Raw genomic sequence first — 16,256 nt, 5'->3', positions numbered from 1 at the left:
CTACCCCACGACCCAGCTGCGGCCCTGCTGCGCGAGGCGGCGGATCAGGGCGTCCGAGCCCTGCGCCTTGGCGTACTGCCGCTCCTCGTCGGTGATCGGCACCAGCCACAGCCAGGTGACCGGCTCGCCGCCGACGGTGAACCCGGACAGATCGGGGGGGTACGGCCCGGGCAGCCGGGCGGGGTCGTCGAGCAGCAGCACGCCCTCGAAGCGGGAGTCGCCCGCGCCGGATCCGTTGAGCGGAAAGGTCTGGGCCTCGTGGTACCACTTCACCACGTCGCCCGGGGCGAACCAGGTGACCGATCGCCACGGATACTGCGCCAGCCAGGGGAACACGCTGCCCGCCCGCTGGCTCGGCAGCGTCGTCGCCACGGCCAGTTCGATGCGGGCGAGCGCTGAGACGTCGTCCTCGTACAGCTCGATGGTCGGCATGCGCTGGCAGCTCATCCCGATCGTGCTGAGAACGGAGTAGGGCCGGGCGTCCTGGCGCGGCCGCTCGCTCACCCCCACGACGGGCACCGGGGCCGCGCCGCCGCGAGACTGCCGGCCCACGTCGTGCCAGTAGTGGCCACCGGGTCCGAGGCGTCCCAGGAGGTGGCCGAGGGCGGACTGCTGGAATCGGGCCCAGGAGTTCTCGTCCGCCCGCCAGTCCCAGTACGCCTTGGCCTCGCGGATCCGCGGGCCGAACTCCTCGATATCCTCGTCCAGCGGGAAGGCGAAGGGGCTCTGTGTGGTGGCGTCGCGGCTGTAGCCGGGGATGCCACGGCTCATGTCCGACCACACCGGGATCACGCACAGGGGCTCACCCGACTCGAGGACCGCGGCGCCGTCGCCCTCCTCGAACCACACGACCTCGAGGGCCGACGCGTCCAGGGCGGCCCGGCCGGCGGGATGCTTGGTGCCCGCGGAGGGCATGGTCGGTGGCAGCCCCGCATTGAGCCGGTCCAGATCGACGCCCTGCGGCGCTGCCTCGTGGTTGGCCAGCCACACGGCACCGACGATCGTGTCGCGCGAGTCCCTGAGGTAGGCGACCGTCGTGGTGCCGTCGGTCTCCACCGACAGCCTGCGGCTCTGGTACGGGCTCGTGTCGCTGATGACGACCTGGGTCACAGAAGCCTTGAGCGAAGCTGGGCCCCTGCGCAATACCGGCATAGATCATGACTTTAGTGCAGTCCACGTACGTGCAGGGACGCCTTTGGCCAGAGCACCTCGCTGCGTTTGAGACACTGGCGGGTGATGTCAGCCATGCCGAGTCCAGCCGATCCGAGTCCGCACGCCCCCGGCTCGGAGCTTCCGCGACCGGAGAGTCCGGGTGCCGAGACCCCTGAGCGGGGGACCCCTCCGCCACCGGGTCTGCTCACCTTCGTCGCCCCGCGACGGGCGAAGCCGCCACGGCACCTCGCCGACCTCAGCCCGGCCGAACGCAGGGAGGCCGTCGCCGCGCTCGGCGAGAAGCCGTTCCGTGCCGACCAGCTCTCCCGGCACTATTTCGCCCGCTTGGCCGACGACCCGGCGGACATGACCGACCTGCCGGCCGCCGTACGCGACCGGCTCGCCGGTGAGCTCCTGCCGACGCTCCTCAGCCCCGTGCGCGCACAGACCTGTGACGGCGGCAGGACGCACAAGGCCCTGTGGAAGGCCTTCGACGGCACGCTGATCGAGTCCGTGCTGATGCGCTACCCGGACCGCGTCACCATGTGCGTCTCATCCCAGGCCGGATGCGGCATGAACTGCCCGTTCTGCGCGACCGGGCAGGCCGGCCTCACCCGGAACCTGTCCACCGGCGAAATCGTCGAGCAGGTGGCCGCCGGCGCGCGTGCGCTGGCCCGCGGCGAGATCGCGGGAGGCCCCGGCCGGATCTCGAACATCGTCTTCATGGGCATGGGCGAGCCGCTCGCCAACTTCAAGGCCGTGCTGGGCGCGGTACGGCGGATCACCGACCCCGCTCCGGGCGGTCTCGGCATCTCCCAGCGCTCGGTGACCGTGTCGACCGTGGGACTCGTGCCCGCGATCGAGAAGCTGACCGCCGAGAAACTGTCCGTACGGCTGGCCGTGTCGCTGCACGCGCCCGACGACGAGCTGCGGGACGAGCTCGTACCGATCAACACGCGCTGGAAGGTCGCCGAGGTGCTCGACGCCGCATGGGCCTACGCGGCCGGCACCGGGCGCCGCGTCTCCATCGAGTACGCGATGATCCGGGACATCAACGACCAGGCCTGGCGCGCCGATCTGCTGGGCAGGCTGTTGCGCGGAAAGCTCGTGCATGTCAATCTCATCCCGTTGAACCCGACACCGGGCTCGAAGTGGACGGCCTCCCGCCCGCGCGACGAGAAGGAGTTCGTCGCCAGGCTCGAGGCGCACGGCGTGCCCGTGACCGTTCGGGACACCCGTGGCAGGGAGATCGACGGGGCGTGCGGGCAGCTGGCCGCCGCCACCCAGACCTGAGGAGCCCAATGTCGCGCTTCCCGGTGGTGTTGCGCGGGTACGACCGCGCGCAGGTCGACGCGGTTCTGGACCGTATCGCGGGGGTCGCCGCCCCCGGATCGCCGCAGACCGAGCCGGTCACCGCCGACGAGATCCGGGCGAGCCGCTTCGACGTGGCCACGCGCGGTTACGACCGCCGGGCGGTCGACGAGGTGTTGCACGAGCACATCCGGCGGCTGGCCGCGAGCGGCCCGAGGTCGGGGCGGCCGAAACGACCCCAGGTCCGGCAGGGCTGGCTGATCGACTGGGTCCAGAACGCGCAGTTCACCGGGGTGCGGATGCGACCCGGTTACGACGTGCGCGACGTCGACGCGTTCCTCGCCAGGGTGGTCGCCGGGCTGCGCGGTGTGGCACCGCCCGTGAGCGCCGCGGACGTGCGCGAATGCGTGTTCCGTACCGTCAAGTTCGGGCCGGGCTACACCGAGCGGGAGGTCGACGCCTTCCTCGTCCAGCTGGCCTCCGCGCTCGACGGCGGCTGAGCCCGTACCCTCACGGGCGGAAGCGCCGCACCCAGGCGTAACCGGCCCCGGCGACGGCCGACCAGGCGGCGATGTGCGCCACCAGCCCGGGGAGCGCGGCGGTGAGCGCGTCCGGCCCGTCATGGGCGGCGCGCAGCCACCCGATCATCGGTACTGACAGCCACGCGAGCGGGCCCATGCTCAGGATCAAGAGCACGACACAGCCGCCCAGCAGGACCAGGATCGACACCGCCGTGGACGGCAGCACCGCCCGGCCGGCCCAGGCTCCGACGAGCGTCGCCGGTACCGCCACCGCCAGATGCAGCACCACGGCGGGAGGCAGTGCCCCCCACCCGGCGCCGGCGCTGATTCCCTGGAGGACGGGGACCGTCAGGGTGAGGGCGCCGAGACCGAGGTTGACGAGGTAGGCGGCGAGCAGTCCCGATGCCATCGCCGTGCGCCGGCCCACCGCCAGAGCGCCGAGTTCACGCTGCCCGTCCGGTTCGGTGTCGAGCACGCTCCGGGCCGTCCACGCCCAGATCGGGAACAGGAACGCGGCCACGTCGCCGTACCCGCCGACGGCCAGCTTCAGCGTCGTGGCCCGGTCCGGACCGACCGGCGCGTTCGGCAGCATGACGGAGGCCAGCAAGAAGATCGCGAGCAGCGGCTGCACCACCCGCAGCGACCTCACGTAACCCGATAGATGAAAGCGGACCAGCGCGGTCATGTCCGCGGCTCCCTGGCGGCGTAGCCGTCGGCCCGGAGCTTCGCGAGCACGGTCGCGGCCTGGTGCGCGGGGACCACGACCTCAATGATCGCCTGCTCGGCGACCGGACCCTCACCGTTCCCGGTCCGGGTGGCGGAGCGCTCGTCATGGGCGCCCGGAGCGCGGGTGACGGTGCCTCCGGCGACCTGGAGCCGGTCGACGTCCGGCAGCGTCCGCAGATCGCGCTGGTGGTCGCTGACGACGATCATGGTGCCTCCCGAACGCAGCCCGGTGAGCAACGCGGGCAAATCCGCCCGGGTTCCGGCGTCCAGACCGGCGAACGGTTCGTCCAGCACGAGCAGCTCCGGGTCGCCGAGGATCGCCTGGGCGAGCCCCACCTTGTGCGCGCTGCCCTTCGACAGCTCGCGCAGCGGCAGATCGAGCAGCTCGCCGAACCGCAGCCGTTCCGCCCACAAGTCGATGCGCGCGTCCGGAGCCCCGCGCATCCGGGCCATGTGCGACAGATATCCGCGAACGGTGAACGGCTGATCCGCCGGGAACCGCTCGGGCGCGTAGCCGACCCGTGCCGGCCGGTCGGTCAGCTCGCCGAGGCGAGGCCGCAGGATGCCGGCGAGCAGCCGGAGCAGGGTGGACTTCCCAGCGCCGTTGGGGCCGGTCACCTCGGTGATCCGGTCTGGTGCCAGTGTGAGTGTCACGTCGCGGAGGACCCATCCGGCCCGGCGCTGGTACCGGTAGCCGACACTGTTCAGGCGCATAGGCGCAGAACGCTAGCGGCCGCGTCATAAGCGCGTCGTTAGCGGCCCGGGCGGCGAGCCGCCCACGCGGAACGGCACAATGCCGGTCATGAAAGCCTGCGTGTTCTGCGAGATCGTCCAAGGGAAGCGCCCCGCGCACATCGTGCTCGACACCGGTGAGGCGATGGCGTTCCTGGACGCGCGGCCGCTGTTCGAAGGGCACACGCTGCTGGTGCCGCGAACGCATCTGGAGACGCTGGCCGATCTGCCGCCCGAGGTGGTCGGGCCGTTCTTCACGCACGCGCAGCGGCTGGCGCAGGCGATGGAGACCGAGCTCGGCGCGGCCGGCTCGTTCGTCGCCATGAACAACAGGATCAGCCAGAGCGTGCCGCACCTGCACGTCCACGTGGTCCCGCGCAACCGCAAGGACGGGCTGCGCGGGTTCTTCTGGCCGCGGCGCAAGTACGACTCCGAGCAGCAGGCCGCCGAGTACGCGGAGCGCCTGCGGAACGCGCTGTGACCGGGACCGGCACCCACGCGCCGGGGTGGCCAAGGCAGGCGGCCGAGGCCACGATGGTGCCCATGACAGCACAGGGATCGGGGAGCTCCGCCGTCGGCGCGGGTGAAGGCGCGGGTGAAGCCGCAGGCGAAGTGACCGGAACGACCGCCCGGCGCTCACGGCTCTGTCGGCCTTTGTCGGCCATGATTTCGTGTGGGCCATAACCGGGGGGGGAGCCGTGGCCGGGCGGCCGTGGCCCGGCGGCCCCGCCCACCCGCCGGGCCGGGCGGGCTCAGAGTTCGCCGAGGAGCCGCATGATGCTGTCCATGGGCTCGAGCTCGGAGGGCGCGGCCTCGCCTTCCCGGCCCACGCGCGCGGCGTGCGCGTGAACCTCACGTTCGGCCCGGTCGAGCACGGCGCAGAGGACGAACTCGCTCACCGTCCAGCCGGACAACTCCGCCGCCCGGCGAATGACGCGGTCCTGATCCGCGGTGGTTCGGATGCCGATGATTCCGTTGTGGTCGGAAAAGGGAAGATGATGCTGAGCCGACGCGGTCATGCCGGTGCCCTCCGCTCGCAGACGTTACCCAGGCCTCACCCGCGTTACCCCTGTGGGCGAAAATTATGACGGCGCAGCGTTATTCGGGAGACCGAATTCCGTTGGGACGGTCGAACTGGAGCGACTGGAGCGCCCCGGCGTGGCCGCTAATCCTCCACGGGGAAGATGACCGAGGAGACCTCGAGGTAGAGCTGTTCGGGGTAGGGCATGTACTCCACCTCGCGCAGGGCCTGGTCCTGCCCGGCGGACTCCAGGACGAACGTGCCGTAGCCGATGATGCGGCCGACGAAGGGCCGTTCGAGGGCGATGTCGGTGACCTTGGCCAGCGGCATCATCGCGACCTTGCGGTTGAGCACACCGGTTATCAGCATCACGCGGTGCTCGGTGACGATGAAGAACTCCAGCGACCACGCGAAGACCTTCCACGTCAGCCGGACGAGCAGGGCGAGCCAGAGCCACCAGAGGATGAAGGCCGGGCCGGCGCCGATCGTGGTGCTGGCCAGCCCCGCGACGATCAGCCCGGCGGTGACCTCTCCGACGGGCCGCAGGAGCACCGCCGGATGCCTGCGCACGGCGACCGGCTGGCCCTCATAGGACATCAGGTACTTGGCGACCGTGCGCGTGCCCGCGTCGCGGATGACCATCAGGTCGTTCAGGTTCATGTGCAGCAGGCCCGCCTCGCCGGTCAGCCATGATCCAACCAAGTCAACGGTAGCCCAGGGCACGCCTTCCGCGGAGCCCGAACCGCGCTCAGACCGGTGCGAAGATGGTTGCTGACCCCTGAAAAATGTCAGCGATCGAACGTATTATCGAGTCATGGCCAACGTCGCACTGCACGCCACCCCGACGTCCACGACGTCCCCGACAAGCCTGCCGACGCCGACGACCCCGAACGGCGGCCCGCTGACGGCCGCCGAGATCGCCGCTCTCGCGCTGTCCCTCGCCCACCTCGGGGCGGGGCCGCAGGCCGCCGTGGCCCGCCAGGCGCTGAGCCGGCTGCTCGATGCCGAGCCCGACGAGCACCTCACGGACGACGCCATTCCCCACGGGGCCCACGACGCCACCGGCGGCCGGGTCGGGTCCGACGAGTTCATCGCGGTCACGCTCGCGACGCTGACCGCGCCTCTCGACGGTGAGACGGCCGGCCGGGCGAAGGTCCTCGCCGCCGGGATCAGCGAGCGGCTCGCGGTCCGCCTGCACTACCGCGATGCCAAGGGCACGCACTCGGTCCGTCACGTCGAGCCGGTCACCTGCCTGGTGCATCGCGACCACTGGTATCTCGTCGCCTGGTGCCGGCTCCGTGGTGGAATCCGGGCGTTCCGGTTCGACCGGGTGACGGCCGTCGAGCCGACCAGCAGCCCGGCGCGTGCGCATCCCGCCGAGCGCTTCCTGCCCTTCCAGCGCAGAGCGGCGGCCTGAGGTCCGGCCGTGCCGCCGGGGCGGCGTCCCGGCGGCACGGCGCGGCGCCCGCCGATGTCCGGCCTGGGGTCACCGCCCGGAGATGAGTCCTGCCAACCGGGCGTAGTTCGAGGTGCGGGCGAGCCGATGGTTCTCTCGGCGGTCGGCGGCGCGATACAGCGTGTAGATGAGGTGTACGCCGATCCAGCGCAACGGCTCCGGCTCCCATCGACGCACTCGCCGGTCGACCCAGGGCAGCCGGGTCAGCTCGGTCTCCTCGTGGAGCAGCAGATCGCGCAGAGTCCGCCCGGCCAGGTTGGTCGTCGTCACGCCGTTGCCGACGTACCCGCCGGCCCAGCCGAGCCCACTGTCATGGTCGAGATGGACGGTGGAGCACCAGTCTCGGGGAACGCCGAGGACGCCGCACCACGCGTGGTCCACACGGGCGTCGGCGGCGGTCGGGAACAGCTTTCCGAGCATCCGCCACAGCGCGGCGACGGTCTGCGGCTGAGTTGCGCCCCACTGGTCCCATCGTGACCCGAAGCGGTACGGGATGCCGCGGCCGCCGATCGCGATCCGCCCGTCGGCGGTGCGCTGCGCGTAGACGTAGGCGTGGGCCTCGTCCCCGAGGAGTTCGGCACCCGGCCAGCCGATGTCCTTCCAGATCTCCTCGCCAAGCGGTTCGGTGACGATCATCGAGCTGTTCATCGGCAGCCACTGGCGACGCTGCCCCGCGATCCCGGCGGTGAACCCCTCGGTCGCCCGGATCACGTACTCGGCCCGCACGGTCCCCCGACCCGTCACCGCGGCCGCCGGCTCGCCCGCCCTACCACGCGGCCGGATCTCGGTCACCGCCGTGGACTCGAAGATGTCCACGCCGAGACCGGCAACGGCACGGGCCAGACCCTGAACGAGACGGGCGGGCTGGACACGGGCGCAGTGCGGGCTGTGGAGTGCGTCCAGCGCTCCGGCGACACGCAGCCTGTCCTCACGCTCGCCGCGGTCCAGCAGCCGGAGGTCGTCTTCCGCGAAGCCCCAGCGGCGCGATTCGGCGAGCCCGGCGTGCAGCCGGCGGCGCTGTGCCGGGTTGGTGGCGACGTGCAGCACACCACCTTTGACGATGTCGGCCACGATGCCTTCCTCGGCAGCGACCCTGGCCACCTCGTCGACGCCGTCGAACATCGCACGCTGTAGCGCGACAACGGCGTCCCGGCCGTGCGCGCGGGCATAGCGCTCGCGCGACCCGGCCATCTCGGCGGACAGCCAGCCGCCGTTGCGTCCGGAGGCGCCGAATCCGGCGAACTCCTTTTCCAGGATCGCGATGCGCATGTCCGGCCGGGCCTGCTTGAGGTAGTAGGCCGTCCACAGCCCGGTGAATCCGCCGCCGACGATGCAGACGTCGTACTCACGCGTCCCCGGTAGTGGGGCGCGCGCGGTGGGCAGGCCTGTCTCGCGGTACCAGAAGGACACTCCGCCGTTGGCGAAGTCATCGGTCTTCAGGACCTCGGTCGTCATCGCGGGGCCGCCGTTCCTTCAGATACGAGTGTCCTCAGATACGGGTGGCGGCCTCGGTGAGGACGGAGCGCAGGATCTGCTCGATCTCGTCGAAGTGTTCCTGGGTGCAGATGAGTGGTGGGGCGAGTTGGATGACGGGGTCGCCGCGGTCGTCGGCCCGGCAGATCAGGCCCGCGTCGAACAGGGCATGTGACAGGAAGCCGCGTAGTAGCCGCTCGCATTCCTCGTCGGTGAAGCTCTCCTTGGTTTCTTTGTCCTTGACCAGTTCGATCCCGTAGAAGTAGCCGGCGCCCCGGACGTCGCCCACCAGTGGCAGGTCGGACAGCCTTTCCAGGGTGGTGCGGAAGCCGGCCTCGTTGGAGCGGACGTTGTCGAGGACCCCCTCCTTTTCGAAGAGGTCGAGGTTGGCCAGTGCCACGGCTGTCGACACGGGGTGGCCGGCGAAGGTGATGCCGTGCAGGAAGGTCGAGTCTCCTGTCGTGAACGGCTCCATCAGCCGGTCGCTTGCGATCATCCCGCCGAGCGGCGCGTAGCCCGAGGTGACGCCCTTGGCGAAGGTGATGATGTCGGGCCGGTAGCCGTATCGCTCGGAGCCGAAGTAGTGGCCCAGCCGGCCGAAGGCGCAGATCACCTCGTCGGAGACGAGCAGCACGCCGTAGGTGTCGCAGATCGATCGCACTTGCGTGAAGTAGCCGGGTGGGGGCGTGAAGCAGCCGCCGGCGTTCTGCACCGGCTCGAGGAAGACCGCCGCCACTGATTCCGGGCCTTCCCGCAGGATCGCCCGCTCGATCTCGTCGGCCGCCCACTGTCCGAACCGCTCGACCGAGTCGCCGTGTTCGGTGGCCCGATAGAAGTTGGTGTTCGGCACGCGCACCGACCCGGGTACCAGTGGCTCGAAGGGGTGCTTGATCTCGGCCAGGCCGGTGATGGACAGGGCGCCCATGGTGGTGCCGTGGTAGGCGATGTCGCGGCTCAGTACCTTGTAGCGGCCGTGCTCGCCGGTCAGTTTGAAGTAGTTGCGGGCCAGCTTCCAGGCCGACTCGACGGCCTCGGAGCCGCCGGTGGTGAAAAAGACCCGGTTCAGGTCTGCGGGGGCGAGCGCGGCGAGCCGGGTGGCCAGCTCGATCGCGTTCGGGTGGGCGTATGACCAGAGGGGGAAGTAGGCGAGCTCGCTCGCCTGCTTGGCCGCTGCTTCGGCCAGTTCCCGACGGCCGTGTCCGACCTGTGAGGTGAACAGCCCCGACAGCCCGTCGAGATAGCGCTTGCCGTGCTGGTCGTGGACATACGGTCCGGAGCCGCGCGAGATGACCGGCACGTCGGTGTCGGACATCCGGGTGAAGTGCATCCACAGATGCCGCTTGGCGTCGTCCTGCAAGGTCATCGTGTCCCCCACGAGTAGGTCTGCTTGCGCAGCTTGAGATAGACGAAGCTCTCGGTGCCGGTCACGTTCGGCACGGCCCGGATCCGGCCGAGGAGACCGAGCAACTGCTCATCGGTCTCGCAGACCAGCTCGACAAGGATGTCGAAGGAACCGGCGGCGATGACCACGTAGTCGATCTCCTCGATGGCGGCCAGCGCGTCCGCCACCGTCTCCAGGTCACCACCGCACTTGACGCCGATCATCACCTGCCGCGAGAAACCCAGCATGAGCGGGTCGGTGACGCCGACGATCTGCATGACCCCGGCGTCGAGGAGCTTCTGCACCCGCTGGCGCACCGCCGCCTCAGACAGCCCGACGGCCTTGCCGAGCGCCGCGTACGACATCCGGCCGTCCCGCTGCAACTGCTCGATGATCTGCTTGGCGGTCTCGTCCAGGTGAACGCCACCGCGGCCGGGCGCTCCTCGCTGTCGTGACGCGGGTTCCCGCTGCTCGGTCATCTGCGCCCCCTCGTCGGCAACGCCCTCGCTGCGACATCGTGTCACTTATGCCGTGTTTGTCAAGCGTTTCCGTTGCGAAACGTGAACTTTACAACGAAATTGCTTGCCATTGCCGTCCTTGTCTGTAAAGGTCGCTCTACATCCCGTGCTGCGGAGGTCGAAACGTGTCCAGGGCCAGCCAGTCGATCCGCCTGCGTAACTTCGTCGACGGTGCATACGTCGACGCCAAGGACGGTCGTACGTCTCAGGTGGTCGACCCCAGCACCGGTGAGACCTATGCCGAGGCGCCGTTGTCGAGCGCTGATGATGTCGACGCGGCCGTGCGTGCCGCGGCCGAGGCATTTCCGGGGTGGCGCGACGCCACCCCGCAGGACCGCAGCCTCGCGCTGCTCAGGATCGCCAACGCGATCGAGGCGAGGGCGGCCGAGTTCGTCGCCGCCGAGTGCCGCAACACCGGCAAGCCCCTCCAGCTGACCGCGGACGAAGAAGTCCCGCCGATGGTGGACAACATCCGCTTCTTCGCCGGTGCCGCCCGCATCCTCGAGGGCAGGTCGTCCGGCGAGTACATGGCGGACCACACCTCCTCCATCCGGCGCGAGCCGATCGGGGTCTGCGGCCAGGTCACGCCGTGGAACTACCCGATGATGATGGCCGTCTGGAAGTTCGCGCCCGCGCTGGCGGCGGGCAACACCGTCGTCCTCAAGCCCAGTGACACCACGCCGGCCAGCACGCTCCTGCTGGCCGAGGTCGCTGCAGAGTTCCTTCCGCCGGGTGTGTTCAACGTCGTCTGCGGGGACCGGGACACCGGGCGGTCGCTGGTGACCCACGAGATCCCGCAGATGGTCTCGATCACCGGCAGCGTGCGGGCCGGCATGGAGGTCGCCGCCGCGGCGGCGGCCGGTCTCAAACGAGTGCACCTCGAACTGGGCGGCAAGGCCCCGGTGGTCGTCTTCGACGACGCCGACGTGGCGGGCACGGCGTCCGCCATCGCCGAGGCCGGCTACTTCAACGCGGGCCAGGACTGCACCGCCGCCACCCGCGTGCTCGTCCACGAGCGCATCGCCACCGACCTCACCGCCGCCCTGGCCGAGCAGGCCGAGGGGACCAGGGTGGGACCACCCGCCGATACCGACGCCTACTTCGGCCCGGTCAACAACGCAAGCCAGCTCGCCCGTGTGCAGGGCTTCCTGGACCGTACGCCGGACCACGCCGAGGTGATCACCGGCGGGCAGCGGATCGGTGACCGCGGCTACTTCTTCGCGCCTACCGTCGTCAGCGGCCTGCATCAGAACGACGAGATGATCCAGGACGAGATCTTCGGCCCGGTCGTCACAGTGCAGCGGTTCACGGACGAGGACCAGGCCGCCGCGTGGGCCAACGGTGTGAAGTACGGGCTGGCCGCGAGCGTATGGACCAAGGACCACGGCCGGGCGATGAGGATGACCCGCCGCCTGGACTTCGGCGCCGTCTGGGTCAACACCCACATCCCATTCGTGTCCGAGATGCCGCATGGCGGCTTCAAACACTCCGGCTACGGCAAGGACTTGTCAATGTACGGGTTTGAGGACTACACCCGCATCAAGCACGTAATGCACTACATCGGTGCCTGACCCGGCGTGAGCCTGATGAGTGAGCGAAGGGGCCCGCGACCCCGCGAGCGGAGCGAGCAAGGCAAGCACAGTGAGCACGCGAGCGAAGCGAGCGGTCCGCGTAGCGAACGAAGAGGGCGAGCGCCGCATGAACACGGTACGAACCAGAGGAAGAAGACGTGCCCATGACGGAGACCGCGGACGCTCCAGCGCCGGCCGCGGCGGCGACGCTCTCGGCGATCGAGCTCATCGGCGTGGTCAAGACGTACCAGTCACGCGGCGAGGCCGTACATGCGGTCAAGGGCATCGACCTGACGATCGCACAGGGAGAGTTCTTCTCGCTGCTCGGACCGTCGGGCTGTGGCAAGACCACCACCATGCGAGTCATCGCCGGCTTCGAGGAGCCGACCGCCGGAGAGGTGTGTCTCCAGGGCAAGAACGTCACCGGCGTTCCGGCCAACAAGAGGGACGTGAACATGGTGTTCCAGTCCTACGCCCTGTTCCCTCACATGAGCGTCTTCGAGAACGTGGCCTTCGGGCTCAGGCGGAAGGGCGTGGAAAAGGCCGAGGTCACCCGGCGGACCGCGGAGATGCTGGAGATCGTCGATCTGGCGGGCCGGGAGAAACGCCGTCCAAAGCAGCTATCAGGTGGCCAGCAGCAGCGTGTCGCGCTCGCCCGGGCACTCGTCAACCGGCCCCGCGCGCTGCTGCTCGACGAACCGCTCGGAGCGCTCGACCTCAAGTTGCGCCAGGCCATGCAGGTCGAGCTGAAGCGGATCCAGCGCGAGGTCGGCATCACGTTCGTGTACGTCACGCACGACCAGGGCGAGGCGCTGGCGATGTCGGATCGGATCGCCGTCATGAACGACGGAGTGATCGAACAGCTCGGCTCACCACGCGAGATCTACGAGCACCCCGCGAGCAAGTTCGTCGCGGGATTCATCGGTACCTCCAACCTGCTGACCGGCACCGTGGCCGAGTCCGGCGCCGACACCGCCGTCATTCGGTACGGCGCGGACGAACGGATCACCGTCCCGGTCCGCGGCGTCTTCGCCGAGGGCGCCGAGCTGGAGCTGACCGTGCGACCGGAGAAGATCGACCTTCGCCTTGAGGCGCCTGGTAACGGTGCCTGCCAGATCACGGGGACCGTGACCGAGGTCGTTTACCTCGGCACCTCCACCAACTACAACGTCAGGACCTCGGCAGGGGCCGACGTTGTGGTGTTCACCCAAAACGCCTCGTCGGCCGACGACATCGCCGTCCGGGGGGACAGTGTCTGGCTGTCGTGGGAACCGGAGCACTCCTACGCGATCGGAACGGAAGCAGCACCATGAGCAACCTCGACCCTGCGTTCGTCCGCGGCCTGACCCGGCCGCGCCGTGACTTCCTGAAGCTGTTCGGCGCCGCGGGCGGCGGGCTCGCCCTGGCCGCCTGTGGAGTCGAGGGCAAGAAGCAGGCGCCGGCCAAGCAGTCGGACGTCCAGAAGTACTGGGCCGGAAAGACCGGGAAAGGTCACGTCGACTTCGCCAACTGGCCGCTGTACATGGACCCCAAGAAGCCCGAGCTGAAGCTGTTCACCCAGCGGACGGGCATCACGGTCACCTACAAGGAGGTGATCCAGGAGGCCGCGTCGTTCTTCGCCAAGATCCAGCCGCAGTTGGCAGCCGGCCAATCGATCGGCTACGACATCATCGTCATCACCAACGGCATCCAGTTCGGGCAGCTGGTCGATCTCGGCTACGTGGCCCCTCTCGACCACGGCAAGCTGCCGAACTTCGCCAAGTACGCCGATGCCGCGTACAAGAAGGAGTCCTTCGACCCGGGCAACGTGTACAGCCTGCCGTGGGCGACCGGGATCACCGGGATCGCCTACAACCCCAAGTACGTCAAGGAAGAGATCACCAGCTTCGCCTCGCTCTTCGACCCCAAGTACAAGGGCAAGGTCGGGATGTTCTCCGACACCCAGGAGATCGGCAACTTCGGCATGCTGGCGCTGGGCATCGACCCGGAGAAGTCCACCGCCGCCGACTGGCAGAGGGCCGCCGAAAAGCTCAAGCAGCAACGCGACCAGGGCGTCGTCCGCAAGTACTACGACCAGGGATATGTCGACCCGCTGGCCAAGGGCGACATCTGGATCACCCAGGCGTGGTCGGGTGACGTCTTCCAGAAGAACCTGGAGGGGGCGGGCCTGAAGTTCGTGATCCCGCAGGAGGGCGGGACCATCTGGACCGACAACATGATGATCCCGAAGACGGCCGAGAACCCGGTCGACGCGATCACGCTGATGGACTTCTTCTACGACCCGAAGATCGCCGCCGGCCTGGCCGAGTACATCAACTACGTCACCCCCGTCAGCGCGGCCAAGCAGGTCATCCTGCAGGACGCGGCGAAGGCGTCCGGCGAGGACAAGAAGACCCTCACGGATCTGGCGGCCAGCTCGTTGGTCTTCCCGACCCCGGCCGACTACGCCCAGCTCCGCCACTACCGGGCCTTCAAGAACCCGCAGGAGCAGAAGCAGTACGAGTCCATCTTCCAGCCCATCGTCACCGCATGAGCAGACGTGCCGCCGCGCTGACGCCGTACTGGCTGATCATGCCGGGCGGGCTATGGCTCGCGATCTTCTTCGTGGTCCCGATGGTCATGATGCTGTCGCTCTCCCTCCAGCAGGGCGACGTCGTCAATGGCTTCCAGCTCACCTGGCACTGGCAGACCTACGTCGACGGCGTCACGACCTACCACTCGCAGATCGTCCGGTCGTTGCAGTACGGGCTGGCCTCGACGCTCCTGCAGATAGTGATCGGCTACCCGGTCGCGTACTGGATCGCGATGCACGGGGGCGACCGCAAGACCGCCTACCTGTTCCTGCTGCTGCTGCCGTTCTTCGTGTCCTTCGTGCTGCGCACCCTGTCGTGGCAGTTCTTCCTGTCCGATGACGGGATCCTGCTGGGGACGCTGAAGAGCCTGGGGCTGGTGGAGCAGGACTACCACGTCCTGGCGACCGGCGGCGCGGTGATCGGCGGGCTCACCTACAACTTCCTGCCGTTCATGATCCTTCCGATCTATGTGGCGCTGGAACGGGTGGACCCTCGGCTGCTAGAGGCGGCGCACGACCTGTACGCGGGGCGGGTCCAGACCTTCCTGCGGGTGGTCCTCCCGCTTTCGCTCCCCGGGGTGTTCGCGGGCGTCCTGATGACCTTCGTGCCCGCGGCCTCCGACTATGTGAACGCCACGGTGCTCGGCGGAACCAACAACACCATGATCGGAAACGTCATCCAGAACCAGTACCTGGTGACCCAGGACTACCCGATGGCCTCGGCGTTGTCCTTCACCCTGATGGGGGCCCTGCTCGTCGGGATCTTCCTGTACGCGCGGGCGCTGGGCACCGAGGACGTGCTGGAGGTGGCGGCGAGATGAGCACCCGCACCGCGGAGCGCGCGGCACCGCCCGCCGCCCGGCGCCGAAGCCCGCTGGGCTTCCTACGCGGCCGGTCGCTGCACATCTACACCTGGCTGGTGATCGCCTGGTTGCTCCTGCCGATCTGCGTGATGATCCTTTTCGGGTTCAACGACACGCAAAGCCGGTACAACACCAAGTGGCAGGGCTTCACGTTCAAGTGGTACGGCGAGCTCTTCGCGATCGACGAGCTGACCACCGCGTTGATCAATTCGCTGCTCATCGCGCTGCTGACCATGCTCATCGCGGGAACCCTCGGCACACTCATCGGGCTGGCGCTCGGGCGCTACCGCTTCCGGGGGGCGGGGCCGCTCAACCTGGTCATGTTCGCCGCGATCGCCTGCGCTGAGATCGTGATGGGCGCGTCGCTGCTGTCGATGTTCGTGACGCTGAGCGCGCCGCTCGGCTTCTGGACCATCCTCATCGCCCATGTGATGTTCTCGGTGTCCTTCGTGGCGGTCACCGTTCGGGCCCGGGTGCTGACCCTCGACCCGGCCCTGGAGGAGGCGGCACGCGATCTCGGAGCCGGACCGCTGACCACGTTCCGCCTGGTCACCTTTCCCATGATCTTCCCGGGTGTGATGGCGGGCTCGCTGCTGGCCTTCGCACTGTCGATCGACGACTTCGTGATCACCAACTTCACCGCGGGCGGCACGGTCACGTTCCCGCTGTGGATCTGGGGCTCCACCCGGGTCGGGACGCCGCCCCAGGTCAACGTGATGGGCACGTTGATCTTCGCGGTCGGAGTGCTGCTCGCGATCGGACTCAGGCTGATCGCCCGTCGCCGCGCCGCCTGACGCGCGCCCGAACGGGCCGATACGCACCAACGACCGCATTCGCGGCCGGGCCCGGCCAACCTCCGCGAACCCCTGCGGTGGATCAAGTTCGGGTGAGTGAAGTGCATACCACACGTCTTGATATGCCTTGGGATGCTGTGCCTAGCTTAGAACTCTCTGTGAAAT

At 68.9% G+C, this 16,256-nt stretch carries 17 protein-coding genes; 9 read left to right on the top strand and 8 right to left on the bottom strand.

The features are described 5' to 3' along the window. Entirely contained in the window at positions 1-1,110 is a 1,110-nt protein-coding gene (locus HKK74_RS01735) for a suppressor of fused domain protein (protein WP_312881171.1), read from the bottom strand. A gap of 126 nt (positions 1,111-1,236) precedes the next feature. Between HKK74_RS01735 and rlmN the strand changes: the two genes are divergently transcribed. Both rlmN and HKK74_RS01725 read left to right on the top strand, forming a co-directional pair. Then, the gene (gene rlmN / locus HKK74_RS01730; RefSeq protein WP_376771501.1) at positions 1,237-2,445 is read left to right on the top strand and encodes a dual-specificity RNA methyltransferase RlmN; all 1,209 of its coding nucleotides are present in this window, start codon (positions 1,237-1,239) and stop codon (positions 2,443-2,445) included. Positions 2,446-2,453: 8 nt separating this feature from the next. Next, positions 2,454-2,963 (top strand): DivIVA domain-containing protein, encoded by a 510-nt coding sequence (locus HKK74_RS01725; protein WP_187241146.1) that lies wholly within the window; start codon positions 2,454-2,456, stop codon positions 2,961-2,963. Between the two features lie 10 nt (positions 2,964-2,973). Here the strand turns inward: HKK74_RS01725 and HKK74_RS01720 are convergent, their stop codons facing one another. Together HKK74_RS01720 and HKK74_RS01715 are read right to left on the bottom strand one after the other, a co-directional pair. Then, the gene (locus HKK74_RS01720; RefSeq protein ID WP_187241144.1) at positions 2,974-3,669 is read right to left on the bottom strand and encodes a hypothetical protein; all 696 of its coding nucleotides are present in this window, start codon (positions 3,667-3,669) and stop codon (positions 2,974-2,976) included. Further along, positions 3,666-4,424, bottom strand: a complete 759-nt coding sequence (locus HKK74_RS01715; RefSeq protein WP_187241142.1) for an ATP-binding cassette domain-containing protein — start codon at positions 4,422-4,424, stop codon at positions 3,666-3,668. Before HKK74_RS01715 ends, HKK74_RS01720 begins: the two co-directional genes overlap by 4 nt. Before the next feature lie 88 nt (positions 4,425-4,512). Between HKK74_RS01715 and HKK74_RS01710 the strand changes: the two genes are divergently transcribed. Continuing rightward, positions 4,513-4,923, top strand: a complete 411-nt coding sequence (locus HKK74_RS01710) for an HIT family protein (protein ID WP_187241140.1) — start codon at positions 4,513-4,515, stop codon at positions 4,921-4,923. A gap of 271 nt (positions 4,924-5,194) precedes the next feature. On the opposite strand, the gene HKK74_RS01705 is transcribed toward HKK74_RS01710, so the two are convergent. Beyond that, positions 5,195-5,461 (bottom strand): type II toxin-antitoxin system TacA family antitoxin, encoded by a 267-nt coding sequence (locus tag HKK74_RS01705; RefSeq protein ID WP_187241138.1) that lies wholly within the window; start codon positions 5,459-5,461, stop codon positions 5,195-5,197. Between the two features lie 146 nt (positions 5,462-5,607). Further along, positions 5,608-6,123, bottom strand: a complete 516-nt coding sequence (locus tag HKK74_RS01700) for a PH domain-containing protein (RefSeq protein ID WP_187241417.1) — start codon at positions 6,121-6,123, stop codon at positions 5,608-5,610. A gap of 154 nt (positions 6,124-6,277) precedes the next feature. Between HKK74_RS01700 and HKK74_RS01695 the strand changes: the two genes are divergently transcribed. After that, complete coding sequence (locus HKK74_RS01695; protein WP_187241137.1) at positions 6,278-6,880, top strand: helix-turn-helix transcriptional regulator; 603 nt, start codon at positions 6,278-6,280, stop codon at positions 6,878-6,880. Positions 6,881-6,949: 69 nt separating this feature from the next. On the opposite strand, the gene HKK74_RS01690 is transcribed toward HKK74_RS01695, so the two are convergent. Genes HKK74_RS01690 through HKK74_RS01680 form a run of 3 tightly spaced genes read right to left on the bottom strand, consistent with a single transcriptional unit; the run spans position 6,950 to position 10,252 of the window. Further along, positions 6,950-8,374, bottom strand: a complete 1,425-nt coding sequence (locus tag HKK74_RS01690; protein WP_187241135.1) for an NAD(P)/FAD-dependent oxidoreductase — start codon at positions 8,372-8,374, stop codon at positions 6,950-6,952. A 34-nt stretch (positions 8,375-8,408) separates the two neighbouring features. Beyond that, positions 8,409-9,755 (bottom strand): aspartate aminotransferase family protein, encoded by a 1,347-nt coding sequence (locus HKK74_RS01685; protein WP_187241133.1) that lies wholly within the window; start codon positions 9,753-9,755, stop codon positions 8,409-8,411. Beyond that, positions 9,752-10,252 carry an Lrp/AsnC family transcriptional regulator gene (locus HKK74_RS01680; RefSeq protein WP_187241131.1) on the bottom strand — a complete coding sequence of 167 codons (501 nt, stop codon included), beginning with the start codon at positions 10,250-10,252 and terminating at the stop codon, positions 9,752-9,754. The genes HKK74_RS01685 and HKK74_RS01680 overlap by 4 nt, the downstream gene beginning before the upstream one ends. 164 nt (positions 10,253-10,416) lie before the next feature. Between HKK74_RS01680 and HKK74_RS01675 the strand changes: the two genes are divergently transcribed. From HKK74_RS01675 to HKK74_RS01655, 5 genes are all read left to right on the top strand, one after another. Continuing rightward, positions 10,417-11,862, top strand: coding sequence for a gamma-aminobutyraldehyde dehydrogenase (locus HKK74_RS01675; protein WP_312881169.1), 1,446 nt, complete (start codon positions 10,417-10,419; stop codon positions 11,860-11,862). A 164-nt stretch (positions 11,863-12,026) separates the two neighbouring features. After that, complete coding sequence (locus HKK74_RS01670) at positions 12,027-13,175, top strand: ABC transporter ATP-binding protein (RefSeq protein WP_187241130.1); 1,149 nt, start codon at positions 12,027-12,029, stop codon at positions 13,173-13,175. Then, positions 13,172-14,395, top strand: coding sequence for a polyamine ABC transporter substrate-binding protein (locus tag HKK74_RS01665; protein WP_187241128.1), 1,224 nt, complete (start codon positions 13,172-13,174; stop codon positions 14,393-14,395). The genes HKK74_RS01670 and HKK74_RS01665 overlap by 4 nt, the downstream gene beginning before the upstream one ends. Then, positions 14,392-15,255, top strand: coding sequence for an ABC transporter permease (locus HKK74_RS01660; protein WP_187241126.1), 864 nt, complete (start codon positions 14,392-14,394; stop codon positions 15,253-15,255). The genes HKK74_RS01665 and HKK74_RS01660 overlap by 4 nt, the downstream gene beginning before the upstream one ends. Next, the gene (locus HKK74_RS01655; RefSeq protein WP_187241124.1) at positions 15,252-16,091 is read left to right on the top strand and encodes an ABC transporter permease; all 840 of its coding nucleotides are present in this window, start codon (positions 15,252-15,254) and stop codon (positions 16,089-16,091) included. Before HKK74_RS01660 ends, HKK74_RS01655 begins: the two co-directional genes overlap by 4 nt. The last annotated feature ends 165 nt before the right edge of the window (positions 16,092-16,256 follow it).

The sequence above is a fragment of the Actinomadura alba genome, from assembly GCF_014323705.1.
GTDB lineage: Bacteria > Actinomycetota > Actinomycetes > Streptosporangiales > Streptosporangiaceae > Actinomadura_C > Actinomadura_C alba.
The sequence above is the reverse complement of the archived record's forward strand: the minus strand, read 5'-3'. Positions and strand labels throughout refer to the sequence as shown.